General features: G+C 41.2%; 16 protein-coding genes. 9 read left to right on the forward strand and 7 right to left on the reverse strand.

Translation table 11 applies throughout. The features are described 5' to 3' along the window. Position 1: 1 nt before the first annotated feature. The gene (locus tag FO440_RS19845) at positions 2–1,237 is read right to left on the reverse strand and encodes a TolC family protein (RefSeq protein ID WP_144250040.1); all 1,236 of its coding nucleotides are present in this window, start codon (positions 1,235–1,237) and stop codon (positions 2–4) included. Between the two features lie 83 nt (positions 1,238–1,320). Continuing rightward, entirely contained in the window at positions 1,321–2,004 is a 684-nt protein-coding gene (locus FO440_RS19850; RefSeq protein WP_144250041.1) for a CPBP family intramembrane glutamic endopeptidase, read from the reverse strand. Between the two features lie 105 nt (positions 2,005–2,109). Here FO440_RS19850 and FO440_RS19855 point away from each other — a divergent pair, with 105 nt between their 5' ends. Genes FO440_RS19855 through FO440_RS19865 form a run of 3 tightly spaced genes read left to right on the forward strand, consistent with a single transcriptional unit; the run spans position 2,110 to position 3,965 of the window. Continuing rightward, entirely contained in the window at positions 2,110–2,523 is a 414-nt protein-coding gene (locus FO440_RS19855) for an EamA family transporter (protein WP_144250042.1), read from the forward strand. 34 nt (positions 2,524–2,557) lie between these two features. Beyond that, positions 2,558–3,724 (forward strand): MFS transporter, encoded by a 1,167-nt coding sequence (locus FO440_RS19860; RefSeq protein WP_144250043.1) that lies wholly within the window; start codon positions 2,558–2,560, stop codon positions 3,722–3,724. 52 nt (positions 3,725–3,776) lie between these two features. Next, the gene (locus FO440_RS19865; protein ID WP_144250044.1) at positions 3,777–3,965 is read left to right on the forward strand and encodes a hypothetical protein; all 189 of its coding nucleotides are present in this window, start codon (positions 3,777–3,779) and stop codon (positions 3,963–3,965) included. 60 nt (positions 3,966–4,025) lie between these two features. Here the strand turns inward: FO440_RS19865 and FO440_RS19870 are convergent, their stop codons facing one another. After that, positions 4,026–5,714, reverse strand: coding sequence for an ArnT family glycosyltransferase (locus FO440_RS19870; protein ID WP_144250045.1), 1,689 nt, complete (start codon positions 5,712–5,714; stop codon positions 4,026–4,028). A gap of 279 nt (positions 5,715–5,993) precedes the next feature. On the opposite strand from FO440_RS19870, the gene FO440_RS19875 reads away from it, so the two are divergent. After that, a complete protein-coding gene (locus FO440_RS19875) occupies positions 5,994–6,539 on the forward strand; it encodes a DUF2911 domain-containing protein (RefSeq protein ID WP_144250046.1) in 546 nt (181 codons plus the stop codon). 87 nt (positions 6,540–6,626) lie between these two features. Beyond that, positions 6,627–7,709: a DUF3810 domain-containing protein gene (locus tag FO440_RS19880; RefSeq protein ID WP_144250047.1), complete on the forward strand. Its 1,083-nt coding sequence runs from the start codon at positions 6,627–6,629 to the stop codon at positions 7,707–7,709. A 65-nt stretch (positions 7,710–7,774) separates the two neighbouring features. On the opposite strand, the gene FO440_RS19885 is transcribed toward FO440_RS19880, so the two are convergent. The 3 genes from FO440_RS19885 to FO440_RS19895 all read right to left on the reverse strand — a co-directional run bounded on the left by FO440_RS19885 (position 7,775) and on the right by FO440_RS19895 (position 9,225). Then, a complete protein-coding gene (locus tag FO440_RS19885; protein ID WP_144250048.1) occupies positions 7,775–8,026 on the reverse strand; it encodes a hypothetical protein in 252 nt (83 codons plus the stop codon). A gap of 167 nt (positions 8,027–8,193) precedes the next feature. Then, positions 8,194–8,490, reverse strand: coding sequence for a thioredoxin (trxA, locus tag FO440_RS19890; RefSeq protein ID WP_144250049.1), 297 nt, complete (start codon positions 8,488–8,490; stop codon positions 8,194–8,196). A 372-nt stretch (positions 8,491–8,862) separates the two neighbouring features. Beyond that, positions 8,863–9,225, reverse strand: coding sequence for a response regulator (locus FO440_RS19895; protein WP_144250050.1), 363 nt, complete (start codon positions 9,223–9,225; stop codon positions 8,863–8,865). Between the two features lie 400 nt (positions 9,226–9,625). On the opposite strand from FO440_RS19895, the gene kaiC reads away from it, so the two are divergent. From kaiC to FO440_RS19915, 4 genes are read left to right on the forward strand one after another with little or no spacing between them, the layout of a single operon-like run. Continuing rightward, entirely contained in the window at positions 9,626–11,368 is a 1,743-nt protein-coding gene (gene kaiC / locus FO440_RS19900; protein ID WP_144250051.1) for a circadian clock protein KaiC, read from the forward strand. Beyond that, complete coding sequence (locus tag FO440_RS19905; RefSeq protein ID WP_144250052.1) at positions 11,365–11,658, forward strand: circadian clock KaiB family protein; 294 nt, start codon at positions 11,365–11,367, stop codon at positions 11,656–11,658. The genes kaiC and FO440_RS19905 overlap by 4 nt, the downstream gene beginning before the upstream one ends. Positions 11,659–11,669: 11 nt before the next feature. Then, positions 11,670–11,975, forward strand: coding sequence for a circadian clock KaiB family protein (locus tag FO440_RS19910; protein ID WP_144250053.1), 306 nt, complete (start codon positions 11,670–11,672; stop codon positions 11,973–11,975). 7 nt (positions 11,976–11,982) lie between these two features. Beyond that, positions 11,983–13,641, forward strand: coding sequence for a PAS domain-containing sensor histidine kinase (locus tag FO440_RS19915; RefSeq protein WP_144250054.1), 1,659 nt, complete (start codon positions 11,983–11,985; stop codon positions 13,639–13,641). A gap of 72 nt (positions 13,642–13,713) precedes the next feature. Here the strand turns inward: FO440_RS19915 and FO440_RS19920 are convergent, their stop codons facing one another. Continuing rightward, the gene (locus FO440_RS19920; RefSeq protein ID WP_144250055.1) at positions 13,714–16,743 is read right to left on the reverse strand and encodes a glycosyltransferase family 117 protein; all 3,030 of its coding nucleotides are present in this window, start codon (positions 16,741–16,743) and stop codon (positions 13,714–13,716) included. Between the last annotated feature and the right edge of the window lie 81 nt (positions 16,744–16,824).

Genomic DNA, 16,824 nt, shown 5'->3' on the forward strand with positions numbered 1-16,824 from the left:
GTTATTTGTTCCAGTAATTTAATTGGTTGGTCAGTTGCAGGCCTGTTATGGTAGTTTGTGTAAACAGGTTCTTTACAGCCAGGTAATTGTTTATGGCCAGTATCAGGTCGGCAATTTTAAGATCGCCGGTTTGCATGAGTTGCGTGTCAACTTTTATCAGGCTTTCAATGTATTTCATCTGGTCGGTTACCTGCGCAAGTAAGGCTTCATTCTCCGTGATCTGCTGATTTAACTGCGCCCGTTGCTGGCGGTACTGCATATCAAAAAACGTCTTATAATTTTGGCGGGTATCTTCTTGAAGGTTCAACTTTTTATAGGCCAGTTTTCGCTGCCCGCCGTCATATATCGGGATGGAAAGGGTAAAACCGGCGCTCAGGCCAAAATTTTTATATTCCTGCCCGGTAAAATCGCTGTTAAAACCGACATCCGCAAGGGCGTTGATTTTGGGTTTGTAAGTAAAGTCAAGCAAGCGGCGGCTGTTGATCAGCTTTAAACTATCTACCTTAAACTGGTTAAAAAAAATACTTTGGGCCGGGCTTACCTTTACGGTTTTTTCAATATCGGGCTTGGCTATGGCAATCATGGCCGTATCGGTCACACCTGCCAGGTAATTGAGTGTAGCGTAATCGTTTTTATATTGCGCCCTTGATTGCGATAGCTGTAACTGCGCTTGTTTTAAGGTAACTAAAAATGACAGGTAGTCGCTTTGCCGGTAAACGTTAGCGCGCGTCAACTTCTTTAATACCTCATCTTCTTTTGCAAGCAGGTCAACTATTTCTTTGTTAAAATCATATTGCTGCAAGCTGCCGTAAGCAGTTATGTATTGCGCGGTGATTGATTTTTTCAAATCCTGCTCTGATATTTTTATGGTATTGGTAAACGTTTGCGTTTGTAACGATACGGTAAGCACTTGCTCATTCACATTTTTACTGCCTACAATGGCCTGGTTAACACCCAGCAAACCGTTCAACGTATGCTCATTGGTAATAGCTGCCGAATAGCCATAACCATTAATAACAGGTGCATATAGCCCGGCGCTGTTAACTGCCACTTGCGGTCGCAGGCCGGCTTTTATGCGCATACTGTCTATTTGGTTTGAAGCTATCTGGTTGCGCAGATCCTTTAGCAGGGGGCTGTTTGTTTTGGCAACATCCAGGTAATAATTTAACGAATTGCTTTGAGCCAGCGATGCTGTGTAAGTGAAAATTAGTAAGATAACGCTGAAAAACAATTTCATCAGATGATAGCTATGAGGGTATTACAAGGCTAAAATAAAGATATAAATCTGGATTAAATTTGTAGTAACATAACAATTACTGTTTATTTAACAAAGTGGTGCAAAAGCGAAAGTGCCGCCCAATCAACTAAAAAATGAACAATAATAAGTGGCTTGATATTACGGTAGTAATTGTAGTGCAGGCCGGCTATCATACCAAATAGAAACGTGAACACAAACTCGCGCGCACTATGGTACTTATAATGCATTGCCGAAAATAATACGCCCGAAATAATTACCGGAATATATTCATTCTTGAAAAATGATGTCAGGCGGGTTAAAACATATCCACGAAAAATAACCTCCTCGCAAAAGCCCGCAGTCGCGGATATAAAAATTATCAGGAAAGGTTTATCTGACAAGAATTTTGCCATGGCACGCATCAGGGGGTAGTTTTCAGGAAAGCCCAATAGCTTGGTTATGGCAGACACCATGTTGGCTGCCATAGCAAGTAGAAAAAGAAAACAGATCCATTTTATAATAAAGTTTACGCCCGATTCTTTTTCTTTCCAGATGATGAGCTTTTGGTTTTCGTACTGTTCGGCATACCACCACAAAAAAAGCACCTCGCCCCAAAAAATAAACCGCGAATAAAATAAAGATTGGGTAGGCATAATATGTAACCTGCCAAACAACTCCATTGCTACCGATGGAAAGACGGCTGCTATAATGATACCAATTACGATGACCGTTTTATTAGTTTGTGTGGCAGATAGTTGGTCTTGCAAGGTGCGACAGGTTTTTTTAAAGATAGCGCAAATCAATTAAATACAAAGCGCGCAACAAGTTTTACACAGAATTGTTATTGAACTTTACAGCTTAAAAATAAAATTATGTGGTGGATCTACGCTTTACTTTCGGCACTGTTCGCGGCCCTTACGGCCTTGTTTGCAAAAATAGGTATCAAAGGGGTTGATACTGACCTGGCTACGGCCATACGTACCGTGGTGATCATCATACTGGCATGGGCCATTGTATTTGTTAAGGGCAGCAACAATACCATAGGCAGCCTTACGCGGCAAAACTGGACTTTTTTAATTCTTTCAGGCTGCGCTACGGGTTTATCCTGGATCTGTTATTTTAAGGCGCTGCAACTGGGTAAGGTGTCGCAGGTGGCACCCGTTGATAAATTGAGCGTAGCATTATCTATAATATTAGCAGCCGTATTTTTAGGCGAAAGCATTACGCTAAAAACCGGGATAGCCGCAGCGTTAATTATCGGTGGTACATTTATATTGATATTTTAATATCACTTGCCTGGTCAATGCTTAATTTTGCACATTGACTGCTGCTACTAAAATATCCGCGCCACGTACGCCTAAGCAATTGCGCATTGCCAATGCTGTTTTCTTTTTCCTGTCGGGATTTGGGTATGCTTCATGGGCATCACGCATCCCAACCATAAAACATCAGCTGCATTTAGACGAGGCACAATTAGGCGGCGTATTATTTGCCATGCCCATTGGCTTGTTATTGACTTTGCCCGTAACCGGCCATTTGTTAAGTAAATACAGCAGCCGCCGGGTTATGCTTTTTGGCAGCCTGTTTTTTAGTGTTGTTTTAGCATTCATAGGTTTGGCTACCAGTGTGTGGCAATTAATACTGGTGCTGTTTTGTTTCGGAGTATCGCGTAACCTGTTCAATATATCAACTAACGCCCAGGCAGTGGCCGTACAGGCTTTGTACGACAGGTCCATCATGGCCAACTTTCATGGCATCTGGAGCCTTGCCGGTTTTGCCGGTGCCGCGGGTGGTTATTTTATGGTGTATTATAATATCGGCACAGGCTATCATTTACTGGGTGTAAGCATATTGCTTATTGTGTTTACACTGTGGTTTATAAAGGGTACTATTTACCAGCAACCTGTTCCGCAGCCTCAAAAAAAGTTGTTTACATTGCCTGATAAATCATTGATTGCTTTTTCGCTCATCTGCTTTGCCAGTATGGCCTGCGAAAATACCATGTATGATTGGAGCGCCATATATTTCGGAAAGGTGATCCATGTTGACAAAGCCACGGCAACCGGCGGCTTTGTGATCTACATGATAGCCATGACCACCGGCCGATTTGTAGGCGATGCCAGTGTGAATCGGTTCGGGATAAAAAACATTTTACGCTTTAGCGGTGTGTTTATCTTTTGCGGGTTGCTGTTGTCGGTATTATTTCCTTACGTTCCCACAACTATTGCCGGGTTTATATTGGTAGGGCTTGGCGTATCGTGCATTGTGCCCATGGTTTTCCAGATGGCGGGTAAATCAACCACTATGAGCAGCGGTACCGCGCTGGCTTCAATATCATCCATTGGTTATTTGGGATTTTTGATCGTTCCGCCGTTTATTGGCTTTATAGCCCAGGCTGCCGGTTTGCGGTGGTCGTTCGGATTGATATCCTTGTTAGGCGCATTAGTTATTGCACTGGTTTACTCCATTAAAGACGATAACGACTAAACCCGCAAACAATTTGGGGTGTTAAGCGTTGCTTCTATACAGTTAAGTCCGTATGAAAGTGGCCGAAAAACATTTTAAGTTTATTAACAGTAAAACAGGGTATGTAATTTATTATTACACCTTAAAAGAGCACCTGGATGATGCTGACACTAAAGCTATGCTCGAAAAAATTAAGGCCGATGTCGCTTCAAAAAACAGCCTGTTTTTAGATACCATTTATTGGGAAGAAGAGAAAGCGTAAATACCTCTCCTAAATCCTCTCCAAAGGAGAGGACTTCAAAAGCAAATTAATAAGCGCTGATTATTTAAGCCCATCTCCTTTGGATAGGGGTTGGGGTGAGGTTATCAAATAAACCTTATCCAGCAGTTTTTCCCGTGTCGCGCTGTTTACAAACGCCGGCAAGATGCGTTCCTGCGAGTAGTTTTGAAAAGATTGTACAATACGAAAAGGTACGTGATTAGCTATCAGATAATTTAGCGAGTATTGCGTCATATAAAATACCGCATTTTGTTTACCATCAAATTTGGCGAACTCTTCGGTAGGCAAATAATTTACCGGCTTATTGCATTCAAACTGGAACACATTACTTTCCATTCGACCTATGTAAACGTGATATTGGTTGTATTGTGGCTGATTGATGAAATTGGCTGCGGTTATCTGGCCATTGTATGAAGCTATGGTTGGGTAAAGAACTGTCGCTAAATAAAAATTGGCAAACAGCGCGGCTGCGCAAACTGTAAAAAATGTTTTCAGTGGCTGGTCGGATACCCGTTTGTTGATCAAGAAAACCAACAAAACAAACACAACACAATCAACCGCGAAAAACGTGTATCCGTCAGGTTTTAAAAAGTAATTTATAACAAAAACAAGTACTATAAATAAAACAGCGTAGATCCATAAGTTGATAGACCTGAATTTACTGCCTGCATTTGATAATTGCTGATAACAATAGGGAGCGGTAATAACGGCAAACAGAGGGAACACGATATTTGCATAAAAAGGCAACTGGAAACGGGATAGAGAGAATAACAGCAGCAATAGCAAACCCCCGCTCAAAGTATAATACTCGGGCAATTGCACCTTATTAAAGACCTCGCGGGCACGTTTATATACCGCGTAGTAAAATAACAGGCACCAGGGTGCAAAGGCCCAAAGCAGGGTATGCACATAAAAAAATAGGTCGCCGCCGCCTTTAGTCCTGCTAATGGGGCCGCTGTTTACAAACCGGCCAAACTGGCTATCCCACAAAAACCATTTAATGCCTGATACATTATGCCTGCCAAAAACCAGTTTCTCAGGATGCAGGTCAAACTGCAGGTACAGCGCGTAAAACTCGGGTAAGGTAAATATCAGCGTGAGCAAATACAGCCCAATAAATTTAGGGCTGAAAAGTGTGGTAAACTTTCCTTTAAAAATAAGCTGCCCCAACAAACTGCCATAAATAGCTATAATCACAAAAATACCTTTTGTCATAACAGCACAAGCCGTAAACAGCGCGGCTAATAACAGGTCTTTTAGGGTAAAGCGTTCTTCAAGATTGGTAATGTGGTATATGCTTGCAATGATTAAGCCCATTAAATAAGGTTCAGCGCGTACGTCGGTGTTTGACATGATAACGTATTGCGACGTCATCAATATTAAAACTGACGTAAAAGCCGCCTCGATTCCATAAAATTTACGCGAGAATAAGTAAGTGTACCACGCACTCATTAAAAAGAAAAGCAGGGCGGGCAGCCGGTATGCCCAAACGCTTATGCCAAACAGCTTAAAGCTCAGCATCGCCATCCAAAATGGGAAGTGAGGTTTATCCAACCAATCGCGGTTGTAGGTAAATAATTGTAAAAAGTCTTTTTTGTAGATAAGGTTCTTAGCAATAGACGCGTACAGGCCCGGATCGTCTGTAAAGAACTTTACATTTATGCCGGCCACATTAACCGTAAACGCCAAAACAAACAATAACAAATAAATGGGTTTGTCTTTATCCTTCATCTATCAAATAAAGTGTAATAATAAGTTTTTTGGCTGTGTGATGCTATAAAGGTGCATAAAAAAACCCTTGCCTATTTTGGGCAAGGGCCAACTCACAACAATTGTTTCACCTCGGGCTATGAACCCCTCAGCTATTCCTAACTGCAATGCGAATCAGTTGTTATAACATTATATGTATAACTTAGTTTTAAGCTGAACGGTAAAAAATGATTTTTTATTGCGGTTGCAGCAATCAAATTTCGCCCTATCTTTATACAGTAAATCAATCTTAAATTTATTATGAAAAAAGCATTTAAATTGAAGGCGATCGCGGTATTTGCGGTTGCATTTTTAATCTCGACGGTTGCCTGCGCACAAATGAAGATGAAAGGCAAAATGATAGCCAGCCCGCGCGATAGTGTATCTGGTAAAGTACACGGAGCTGCAATAAGTATTAATTACGGTTCGCCATCTGTAAAAGGCAGAAAGATCTATGGCGGATTAGTGCCTTATGATCAACCATGGAGAGCGGGTGCTAATGAAGCTACAGTGTTTATTACCAGCAAAGACATTATGATTGACGGTAAAAAATTAGCTGCAGGCAGGTACTCTTTCTTTGCAACACCGGGCGAAAAAGAATGGAAGGTGATCTTTAATTCGGCTAATGCACCTGGCATGTGGGGTGTAAATGATAAAGGCACTAATGATGATCCGGCTAAGGATGTTTTGGTGGCTACTGTTAAACCTAAAACCGTTGCTAAATCAGAACGCTTGAAATATGTAATCACCGCGACAGGTTTTTCATTAATATGGGATACTGTTGAAGTACCGGTAACCATAAAATAATTAATTGGTAAATAATACCGTTTAAATAGCGATGGGTTTTACCCATCGCTATTTTTTTATCAATTAAATTTATATTTTGCCTTATAGATGCCGTCGCGACTCAGTAAAATACAAAAGCAGTTAATTACCATACTTACCCTTGCAATAGCGCTATTCCTGCTGTCGGTATTTGAAGATCACCCGGCGGCGGTCGAAAAATATTACTCACAGGGCTTCTATATTTTTATTTGCAGGGTATTTCACCCTATTTACAACATCATTCCGTTTAGCCTTGGCGATGTAATTTATATCGTTGTCGTAGCTTATCTTATTTATTTATCCGTTAGACTGGTAAAGCTGTCGCTTAAAAAGCAGTTTAAGCTTGCAGGCAGCCTGGTGTTAGGTGTGATAATTGGCACACAGGCCGGTATTCTAATTTTTTATCTTTTTTGGGGATTAAATTATTTCAGGCCCTCTGCCGCAGAGCGGCTCAACTTACGCGACACCAGTTTTACTACCGCCCAACTACAAGATGTTACCTGCATGATCATTGATAGTGCCAACGCCACCCGGTTACGTATTACACATGATGATACGCTGAAAAGTAATGATGCTATTTATCAAACTGCGGTAGCTGCTATGAATAAAATTTCAAAGGATTCTGCAAGTTTTCGGGCTTACGATCCCCACATAAAATCATCGATCTTGACGCCGTTAATGAATTATTTAGGTACGTCCGGCTATTATAACCCTTTCACGTCCGAAGCACAGATGAATTACCAAATGCCGGTTTTTGAGCGGCCGTTCGTAGCTTGCCATGAAATGTCGCACCAGATAGGGTATGGGCCGGAGGATGAAGCTAATTTTGCCGGTTTCTTGGTCGGGATAAATTCTGACGACAGGTTATTACGTTACTCGGCCTACCAGGTTGCATTAGATGAATGTATGCACGCGCTTCGCCGGCGCGATACCGTTGCTAATAATGAATTGAAATTGCATATCTCTAAAGAAGTACGTGCCGATCTGCGTGTGCAGCGTTTATACTGGCAGTCGTTCAGGGGGCAAATAGGAATAATAAGCAGTATTTTTTATGATGATTATTTAAAAGCGAATAATCAACCGCATGGCATGGATACTTATAACGAGATGGTATTATTGCTGATGGCCTGGTATAGCAGGCCGCATCCATAGGGTAGGATGATGGCAGGGCGGTTCTCGGCTGCACGCTCTAAACCGCCGCGTTCAAAATGACAGGTTTAAAAAGAATACGAATAGTGATTATTGATGTGCTTCTCTAACTGATCCATCAACGCTTTTTTTAGCCGGCCTTTATAGCAAACAATTTTCTTTTGTGGCGTGTAGTTAACCTCGCCTAAAACCTGCCCGTGTTTAATTACTCTAAAATTACCGCTTGTACCTGGTAAAACGGTTAGATTTTGTTCTTCATTGGCGTCGTTTATTAAAATATGAAACTGGCGCTGTGGCAAAAATGCTGATTGCTGTGACATGACGATCCGTATTAAATTAACAATAAACCTGTAGGTAGATGATGTATAAAGTTAATAACAAAATAATTGGCAGAATAGTATAAAGCAGTTCAAATTCTGCCTTAAAAGTACTTATACTAAAATATCAGCCCGATGTGAACCCATGGCTAATACAATATTAAGTTTAGCTACAGGTACTGTGTTAATATTTGCTGCAACTGCGGGGCTTGCATAACGCCACTTTGTCGCCACTTGGTTTCGCCTTTTTTAAATATCATTAAAGTGGGTACGCTTTGTACTTTATAAGCGCTTGCGGCTGCCGGGTTTTTATCGATATCTATTTTAATAATGGTTACCTTATCGCCCAGGCTGCTTTTTAGTTGCTGCAAGATAGGGGGCATCATTTTGCAAGGTCCGCACCACTCGGCCGAAAAATCAACCAATACCGGTTTGTCTGATGCTATGATCTCCTGAAAATTTGCCATGTGTTAATACCGTTTATATTTCTATAACCATCAAAAATAAAATGTGTTTAATAAAATATAATATTTACGTGCACCGGCTTAATATTCGTCTTTCTGGCCTCTTTTTTTAATAACATAAAATCCTTTTTTACATTTGGCACAAAAAAACTTGCGCAAAGGCAAGAAGAAAAGTATGTTTCTTACAAACCAACTTCTGTGTAGTTGATAGTGGTGCGGACTGCCACATTTTGGACAGTATTGGAAGGTTGGATTTGGTAGCGGCTTAAATTCTTTCAATTCTCATTAACTAAGTTCAATTGGAATATCTATATACGAGGTTTACCAATAGGGGGATTGCAAAAATACAATAAATTTTCTAATTAATAATCAATTTTATTGCGTCAGCTTTTTGATCTTGTTCAACAAATCATTCATTTCAAAAGGCTTAGATAAGAAGTCGTCTGCGCCGGCCGCCAAGGCAGACTCTTCAATATTATGGCTGGCTGATACCATAATAATAGGTATGTCGCAGGTACTTTCAGCCTGCTTTAGTTTTTTGCAGACATCCCTTCCGTCCTGCCCGGACATCCAGATATCAAGCAATAACAGGTCAGGGAGTTGATTTTCCATATCTGATATGGTATGCCCGTCAAAAGTAGGTATCACTTTATACCCCTCAAATTCAAGCAGCATCTCTATAGCATCAACTATACCCGGATCGTCATCGGCAATCATTATTTTTTTGTAGTGCTGCATTATTATATTGTAGATGTATAATAAACAGGCCTGTTTATTTGAAAATAGGCTCATTATTATTGGTTGGCTAACAATAGCAAAAACCGTACCCTTTCTATAGCTAATTATTAATAGTAGGTATACGTCCTTAACATTTAGCGGTATTTTATTATTAGATTACAGTAACAGAAAGTTTATTTAATTGGCAAATTAAATTACATTTGATAAATAATGTATTCCAACCTAAACATAGCCGCTGCTCATTCTGATAAGTTGTACAAAAAATAATTCCGGAATATAATTTCTTTGATACAAAATCATTTATTTCAAACAATTTAAATATTGATGATATTATAATACCTGATTTTAATATCACCTAATATGTTTTAGCCGAAAGGCCATAATAAAATAGTATTTGAACATGAGCACAGCCCCTAAAAAAAGTAAGTCAGCACCACATTATCCAACCTTACCCAAAGCAAAGACCGGCATTACCGGCCTAGACGAAATAACAGGCGGCGGGTTGCCCTTGGGACGTCCTTCATTAATTTGCGGCGAAGCCGGTTGCGGTAAAACACTCATGTCATTAGAGTTTTTGGTTAGGGGAGCCATACAGTTTAACGAACCCGGCGTTTTTATGGCTTTTGAAGAAAAAGCATCAGAGCTGACCATGAATGTGGCATCATTAGGTTTTGACCTGGATAAGCTGCAAGCCGAGAAAAAGGTTAAGCTGGACTATGTACATATAGACAGAAGCGAGATAGAAGAAACCGGTGAGTATAACCTTGAAGGGTTGTTTATACGCCTTAATTATGCCATTGACAGCATTAAGGCTAAACGCGTAGTGCTTGATACGTTGGAGAACCTATTTTCAGGCTTGACCAATCAGGCCATTCTGCGTGCCGAATTACGCCGCTTATTTCAATGGTTAAAAGATAAAGGTGTAACGACCATTATTACCGGCGAAAAAGGGGATGGTAACGCGCTTACCCGCCAGGGATTGGAAGAATATGTATCTGACTGTGTTATCCTGTTAGATCACCGCGTTATTAACCAGATCTCTACCCGCAGGTTAAGGATCGTCAAATATCGGGGATCTGTACATGGTACCAATGAATACCCATTTTTAATAGATGAAGAAGGAATATCCGTGTTGCCGATAACATCCCTGGGTTTAGAAAAAGAAGTATCGTCAGACAGAATCTCGTCAGGTATTCCGGCAATGGATGCCATGTTGGGCGGTAAAGGTTTTTTCAAGGGGAGCAGCATATTGGTATCGGGCACGGCAGGTACGGGTAAAACCAGTATCGCGGCTTACTTTGCTAACGAAGCCTGTAACCGAAAAGAAAAGTGTATCTATTTCGCTTTTGAAGAATCGCCTAAACAGATCATCCGTAATATGCATTCTATCGATGTCGATCTGCAAAAACATATTGATAAAGGATTATTGCAGTTTCACGCGTCGCGCCCTACTTTACACGGGTTAGAAATGCACCTGGTGGCTATATATAAGATTATTAAAAAATTCAAACCACGTGTAGTTGTACTCGACCCTATCACCAATTTAATTACCGTAGGATCGGTAAGCGAAGTTAAATCTATGCTGATACGCCTGATAGACTTTTTACAGGAAGAGCAGATAACCGTTATGTTTACCGCCTTAACATTAAATAATATAGTTAACGAGCAAACAGACGAGGGGGTATCATCGTTAGTTGATGCATGGATACTGGTGAGAGACATTGAATTTAACGGCGAACGTAACCGGGGTATGTATATCATGAAATCGCGCGGTATGAAACATTCAAACCAAGTACGTGAGTTTATTATTACCGATAAGGGGCTTGACCTGGTAGAGGTTTATTTAGGCCCTGAAGGCGTACTTACCGGATCGGCGCGCGAGGCACAGAAATTGCAGGAACAAACCGGCGAGGTGCTGCGCGATTTTGCGTTGAGCAGCAAAGACCGCGAACTGATCCGTAAGCGTAAAGTGTTGGAAGCTAAAATTTCTAACCTGCAAATGGAGTTTGAATCGGCAGAAGAGGAACTGAACAAAATGTACCAGCAGGAGCAGTTAATTAAACAAGCGACACAAAATGCAAGGGATGAAATTACCAACAGGCGAAGAGGCGAACAGCCTGTTAAAAAAGGAGGCAAAAAATGAGTAAGCAAGAGAAACCGACGGCCTACGAGTTAAGATTGTATATTGCCGGTAAAACAGCAAAATCTGTAACGGCGCTTGCTAACCTTAAAAAGTATTGCGAAGAGCATTTAAAAGGACAATATAAAATAGAAGTGATAGATCTGTTGGTGCAGCCCCAGCTTGCAGAGGGCGACCAGATATTTGCTATCCCTACTTTAGTGCGTAAAGTACCTGAGCCGATAAGGAAAATAATCGGAGATCTTTCAAATGAAGAAAAAGTACTGGTAGGACTAAACATCAGGCCTGCATAAGCAACCTATAAATGACAGAGCAACCACAAGAGCCCGAATATGATGAAGATGAAACCTACCAATTACGTTTGTTTATAACCGGTGCTTCGCCAAATTCTACCCGTGCTATCTTAAATTTAAAAGAGATCTGCAACCAGTTTTTGAAGGATCATTATGAACTTGAAATAATTGACGTTCACCAGCAGCCTTTAATTGCACAGGCAGAGCAGATTATAGCACTGCCGATGTTAATTAAAAAGGGCCCGGGCGCCGAGCGTCGTTTAATTGGCGATATGTCAGACCGTGAAAAAGTATTAAGGGGACTTGGGTTAAGCTGATTTTAAAATGGAACGCGAAAAACTTACATACGATGAGTTACTGAGCGAAGCCAATGAACTTCGCTATAAGCTTGAAGAGGCCAATGACACTATTGAAGCTATTCGTACCGGGCAGGTTGATGCCTTAATTGTACAAGGCGAGGAAGGCCACCAGCTTTATACCCTGAAAACTGCCGACCAAACCTATCGCATGTTCATTGAAAAAATGAACGAGGGCGCGGTTACCATAAACCATGAGGGGCTGATCCTGTACAGTAATTCGCGCTTTGCCGAAATGGTAAATATACCGTTGGAGAAAGTGATAGGATTAGCGTTCGAAAGCTTTATTGTTGAACAATCACGCGATAAATTTAACAAGGTAATAGAAGCAGCCTGGGACAACGAGTGTAAGGAAGAGATAGAGCTGTTAAGCAAGAACCGCAATCCGGTAAGTTGCCTTTTATCATGCAATACACTTGAGCTGGACGAAGGCCTTGCGCTTAGCCTGATCCTTACCGATCTTACCACACAAAAAGATGCCGAGCGAGAGCTTAAGGTACGTAATGAGCAACTGGCCGAGGCACAAAGCGCTACAGAAAAATTAAACGACGAGCTTGAGGATACGGTACGTGACAGGACCGTAGATCTCTTGATTAGCCGTGAGCACTTTAAACTGCTGGCCAACAATATCCCGCAAATGACCTGGACACACCTGCCTGATGGTAAGGTTAATTTTTATAACCAACGGTGGTATGATTATACCGGGCTTGTTTTAGAAGAAGAAGGGTATAACAGGGAGCAAATTATCCATCCCGAAGATTACCCGTTAACAATGGAAAAATTTACTGCGTCATTAAAAACGGGTGGTGTATTTGAGGTAGAGAACCGTTATTTGCGTGCCGACGGAGTTTACCGATGGCATTTAAACCGCGCTGTACCGTTACGGGATGAAACCGGTAAAATACAGTTTTGGGTTGGTACTGCTACGGATATTGAGGAGCAGAAACAACAAATGGAAAAAAAGGATGAGTTTATAGGCATAGCCAGCCATGAACTAAAAACGCCTTTAACCAGCTTAAAAGGATACCTGCAGCTGATCAGTCATAAAAAAGATGAATTGCCGGGCGGTGTTAAACAATATATCGATAAAGCTATCATGTCATTAAACAAACTGCAACGGTTGGTTAATGATTTGCTTGATGTAAGCAAGATCCAGGCCGGCAGGTTAGAGTACGGTTTGCAACCGGTTAATTTAACCGAAGCTGTAATTACGTGGACAGAAAATGCAAGACACGTTTATCCTAATTATAATTTTGAATGCAATGTAGCCGATGGCCTGCTGATTAACGGTAATGATGAGCGGCTTGAACAGGTTTTAATGAACCTGATCAGTAACGCGGTAAAATACTCGCCTGCAAATAATCATGTGATAATTACCGCATCAAAACTCAACAACGATGTGCGTGTTGCAGTAACCGATCATGGTATTGGTTTATCGCCAGAACAAAGGGAGCGTATCTTTGAGCGCTTTTATCGGGTAGAGGATAAAAAATATATGTCCAGCGGGTTAGGTATGGGTTTATACATTTCTAAAGAGATCATTGCTAATCACCACGGCGGAATCGGCGTTTACAGCGAATTGGGCAAAGGATCCACCTTTTATTTTGACTTGCCTTTAGCAGGATAATAAACGGTAAAAACAGCATAAAAAAGGCGATCCATTAGGATCGCCTTTTTTGTTTCCTTATTATTTGCTTTACTATTTGTTGCTAAACAGCGGGGCAAACTTGGTGCTGTAATCTTTAATTTCTGCTTCAAGCTTGTTGTATAACGCTGTTTGATGATAGGTCTTGGCATCATCAGACAGGGAATAAATTAACTGGATGCCGCTTTGTACATCGCGCGAGCTAAACATATTGGTGTTGTTTTGCAACTGGTAATAGCAGTAATCTAATTGGTCTTTAACAAAGTCGTTGATGCTATTAGTGTACTTGGTAGCCAGCTTAATATCATTCAGTTTATAAGCCGCGTGCGCCATGAAGAATTTGCTGCCGGTAATACGCATATCAACAGACAGATCCGGCAATACTTCTTCATATTTATGCAGCACATTTAAAGCAAGATCGTTATGTCCCTCGTCTATCAGGGTTTGTATCAGGTCAAGGAAAGTGGTTATCATAACCGGGTAGAACATCGTAGTCGACTCATGGTCAAGATATTTTGCAGTTTTGATCTGGCCAAATTTAAACTTGTTCATCAGGTTGTTATACATTACCATGCTGTTAACTTTTTCTGACTGATCTTTAGCAGCAGTATCAACTTTTAACGGCATCAGGTGGTACACAAATCCTTCTTTGTATAAGTAAGGCTGTAAGCCTATCAGGTTTTCATTACCAACGGTTATGGCAAAACATATAGGCCTTTTCCAGTTGTTGTGTGCCAATATATCCAGCATCGCCAGGTTATCTTTCATGATGTAGTTTGAAGTGAATTTCCACTTCATGGTATCAGCTATTAAGCTTACTTTACTTGCAGGTACCACGTTGTTTTTTATCACATCGTCATGATTAACCGTGATCTTGAAGTTTTTGGTAGGCAAATAATTGCTTGACTCGCCGCTTTGGTAAGTTACCATAGTACGCGGATCATCTGACGAAATAAAGTCAAATACGTCTTTTACTTCAACAGAACCGGGGATCTTAGCGTCTTTGTAGAATATACCGTCACGCACGCCATCCTTGTATTTATCAAAAGGCATGGTAATAGGCAAAGCATCAGCATCATTCATTTTGCGCTGCATCTGGCGGATATACCAATCGCCTGTAAATAAGCTCAGGTTAACTATCCGCACGTCAGGGCGTATATTTTCAACTTCCTGGTCATACCACACACAATAGGTGTCATTATCGCCATACGTAAATAAAATAGCGTTTGGCGGGCACGACATCAGGTAGTTATAAGCCATATCGTGCGCCATCATTTTTGTCGAGCGGTCATGCGCTTTCCATTCTTCTGCGGCCAATACCGTAGGCACAGTAAGCAGGCAGATAAGTGTTGCGGTGTACGCAGCTGTTTTAGCGTTTATTTTCTTTCTTAATATTTCTGCCAGTGCAATAACGCCCAAACCTATCCATATAGCAAAGGCATAGAACGAACCTACATAGGAGTAATCTCTTTCACGCGGTTGTACCGACGGCTGGTTAACATACACCACAATAGCCAGACCGGTGAAGAACCACAGTAAAGCCACGATCAAAGCATCTCGCTTTTTCTGTTGGAAATGATACCATAAACCCAATAAGCCTAATATTAATGGTAATGCAAATAATGGGGTATAGGTGCGGTCGTTAAGCAAAGTTTTAGGCAGGTGTTTGGTGCCGTCTAAAATACCGGTGGTCCAGTCGCCGTCGGCATAGCCTTTAAAGCCGCCTGTTTGCTGCTGCCCATCCATATCATTCACACGGCCTGCAAAATTCCACAAGAAGTACCTTATGTACATCTGATAGCTTTGCCAGCTTAAAAAGAATTTAATGTTATCTACAAAGGTAGGCGCGTCAGTCTCGCCCATTTGCAGCCATTGGCGGTAAAATTGCGGGTCCTGGCCTTCGGTACTATACACACGCGGGAAAAAGGTGGTATGGTCATACACATAATTTTGCTTTTTACCGGTTATTTCATACTTGGTAGCGCCTTTACGATATAAAGTAGCACCATCTGTCTGGTCAATAACTTTCGCGTCAAAATAAGGGCCTGTTAACAACGGTGTTTCGCCATATTGGATCCGGTTTAAATAACCGTTTAAGGTAAACGCGTTGTCAGGGTGCGAGTTATCAAGATTAGTATTAGCGGTTGCGCGGATAGGGATATAAACGAATGAGCTGTAACCAAAATAGATGAACGCTACGCATAAAAACGCCAGGTTTAATACAGGTTTACTGCTTTTAATACTGTAAACAATACCCCCAACCAAAAAGCCGATCAATAGCAGGAAGAAGAATATCGAGCCCGTTCCAAAGCCCATTCCCAGTGTATTTACAAAGAATAAGTCGAAGTAAGCAGATAGCTGTATGGTCCACTGGCGGATGCCGAACTGTACCAATACCAGTATTACCAAACTCACTAAAAATGCCAGTAAAGCGCTTTTAACGGTAATTGTTTTAGCCCTGCGGAAATAGTAAACCAACGATATAGCCGGTATAGTTAATAAGTTAAGCAAGTGAATACCTATTGATAAACCAATTACGTAGGCTATAAATATCAGCCATTTGTCGGCTCCGGGTTCGTCGGCGTGAGCGTCCCATTTCAGGATTGCCCAGAACACGATAGACGTACATAAGGCAGATAAAGCGAATACGATGGTTTCTACAGCCGAGAACCAGAAAGTATCTGTATAAGTAAATGCCAAAGCGCCAACCAAACCGGCACCCATGATCAGTATGGTGCGTGTTTTATCGTTTTCATCCTCGGTTGCGGGTACCAGCTTCTTAGCCAAAGCGGTAATAGTCCAGAATAAAAACATAATGGTAGCGCCACTTGCCAGTGCCGAACCCATATTGGTGAAATAAGGTACTTTGGCATTGTTGCCGAATGAAAGCAGGGAGAAAAATTTACCCAGCATTGCAAACAATGGATAACCCGGTTGGTGTGCTACCTGTAACCTGAAAGCGCACGAAATAAATTCGCCGCAATCCCAAAAACTTACGGAAGGCTCTAAAGTTAAAATATAGGTGATAGAAGCTATAACAAAGCAAAGCCAGCCTAAAAGGTTATTGATTTTTTTGTATTGCATGGATATTAGTAAAATTTATTCAACCAGTAAATATCAGTATTTTATATATGATTTTTAAAATACCGATAGTGCATTAACATC

Source organism: Mucilaginibacter corticis, assembly GCF_007558865.1.
In the GTDB taxonomy this organism is placed as follows: domain Bacteria; phylum Bacteroidota; class Bacteroidia; order Sphingobacteriales; family Sphingobacteriaceae; genus Mucilaginibacter; species Mucilaginibacter corticis.

What these genes read in the sequence shown, in the direction of transcription:
- FO440_RS19845 (WP_144250040.1), bottom strand. Translation starts at nt 1,237, where the DNA reads ATGAAATTGTTTTTCAGCGTTATCTTACTAATTTTCACTTACACAGCA.
- FO440_RS19855 (WP_144250042.1), top strand. Translation starts at nt 2,110, where the DNA reads ATGTGGTGGATCTACGCTTTACTTTCGGCACTGTTCGCGGCCCTTACG.
- FO440_RS19865 (WP_144250044.1), top strand. Translation starts at nt 3,777, where the DNA reads ATGAAAGTGGCCGAAAAACATTTTAAGTTTATTAACAGTAAAACAGGG.
- FO440_RS19870 (WP_144250045.1), bottom strand. Translation starts at nt 5,714, where the DNA reads ATGAAGGATAAAGACAAACCCATTTATTTGTTATTGTTTGTTTTGGCG.
- FO440_RS19875 (WP_144250046.1), top strand. Translation starts at nt 5,994, where the DNA reads ATGAAAAAAGCATTTAAATTGAAGGCGATCGCGGTATTTGCGGTTGCA.
- FO440_RS19880 (WP_144250047.1), top strand. Translation starts at nt 6,627, where the DNA reads ATGCCGTCGCGACTCAGTAAAATACAAAAGCAGTTAATTACCATACTT.
- FO440_RS19885 (WP_144250048.1), bottom strand. Translation starts at nt 8,026, where the DNA reads ATGTCACAGCAATCAGCATTTTTGCCACAGCGCCAGTTTCATATTTTA.
- trxA (WP_144250049.1), bottom strand. Translation starts at nt 8,490, where the DNA reads ATGGCAAATTTTCAGGAGATCATAGCATCAGACAAACCGGTATTGGTT.
- FO440_RS19895 (WP_144250050.1), bottom strand. Translation starts at nt 9,225, where the DNA reads ATGCAGCACTACAAAAAAATAATGATTGCCGATGACGATCCGGGTATA.
- kaiC (WP_144250051.1), top strand. Translation starts at nt 9,626, where the DNA reads ATGAGCACAGCCCCTAAAAAAAGTAAGTCAGCACCACATTATCCAACC.
- FO440_RS19905 (WP_144250052.1), top strand. Translation starts at nt 11,365, where the DNA reads ATGAGTAAGCAAGAGAAACCGACGGCCTACGAGTTAAGATTGTATATT.
- FO440_RS19910 (WP_144250053.1), top strand. Translation starts at nt 11,670, where the DNA reads ATGACAGAGCAACCACAAGAGCCCGAATATGATGAAGATGAAACCTAC.
- FO440_RS19915 (WP_144250054.1), top strand. Translation starts at nt 11,983, where the DNA reads ATGGAACGCGAAAAACTTACATACGATGAGTTACTGAGCGAAGCCAAT.
- FO440_RS19920 (WP_144250055.1), bottom strand. Translation starts at nt 16,743, where the DNA reads ATGCAATACAAAAAAATCAATAACCTTTTAGGCTGGCTTTGCTTTGTT.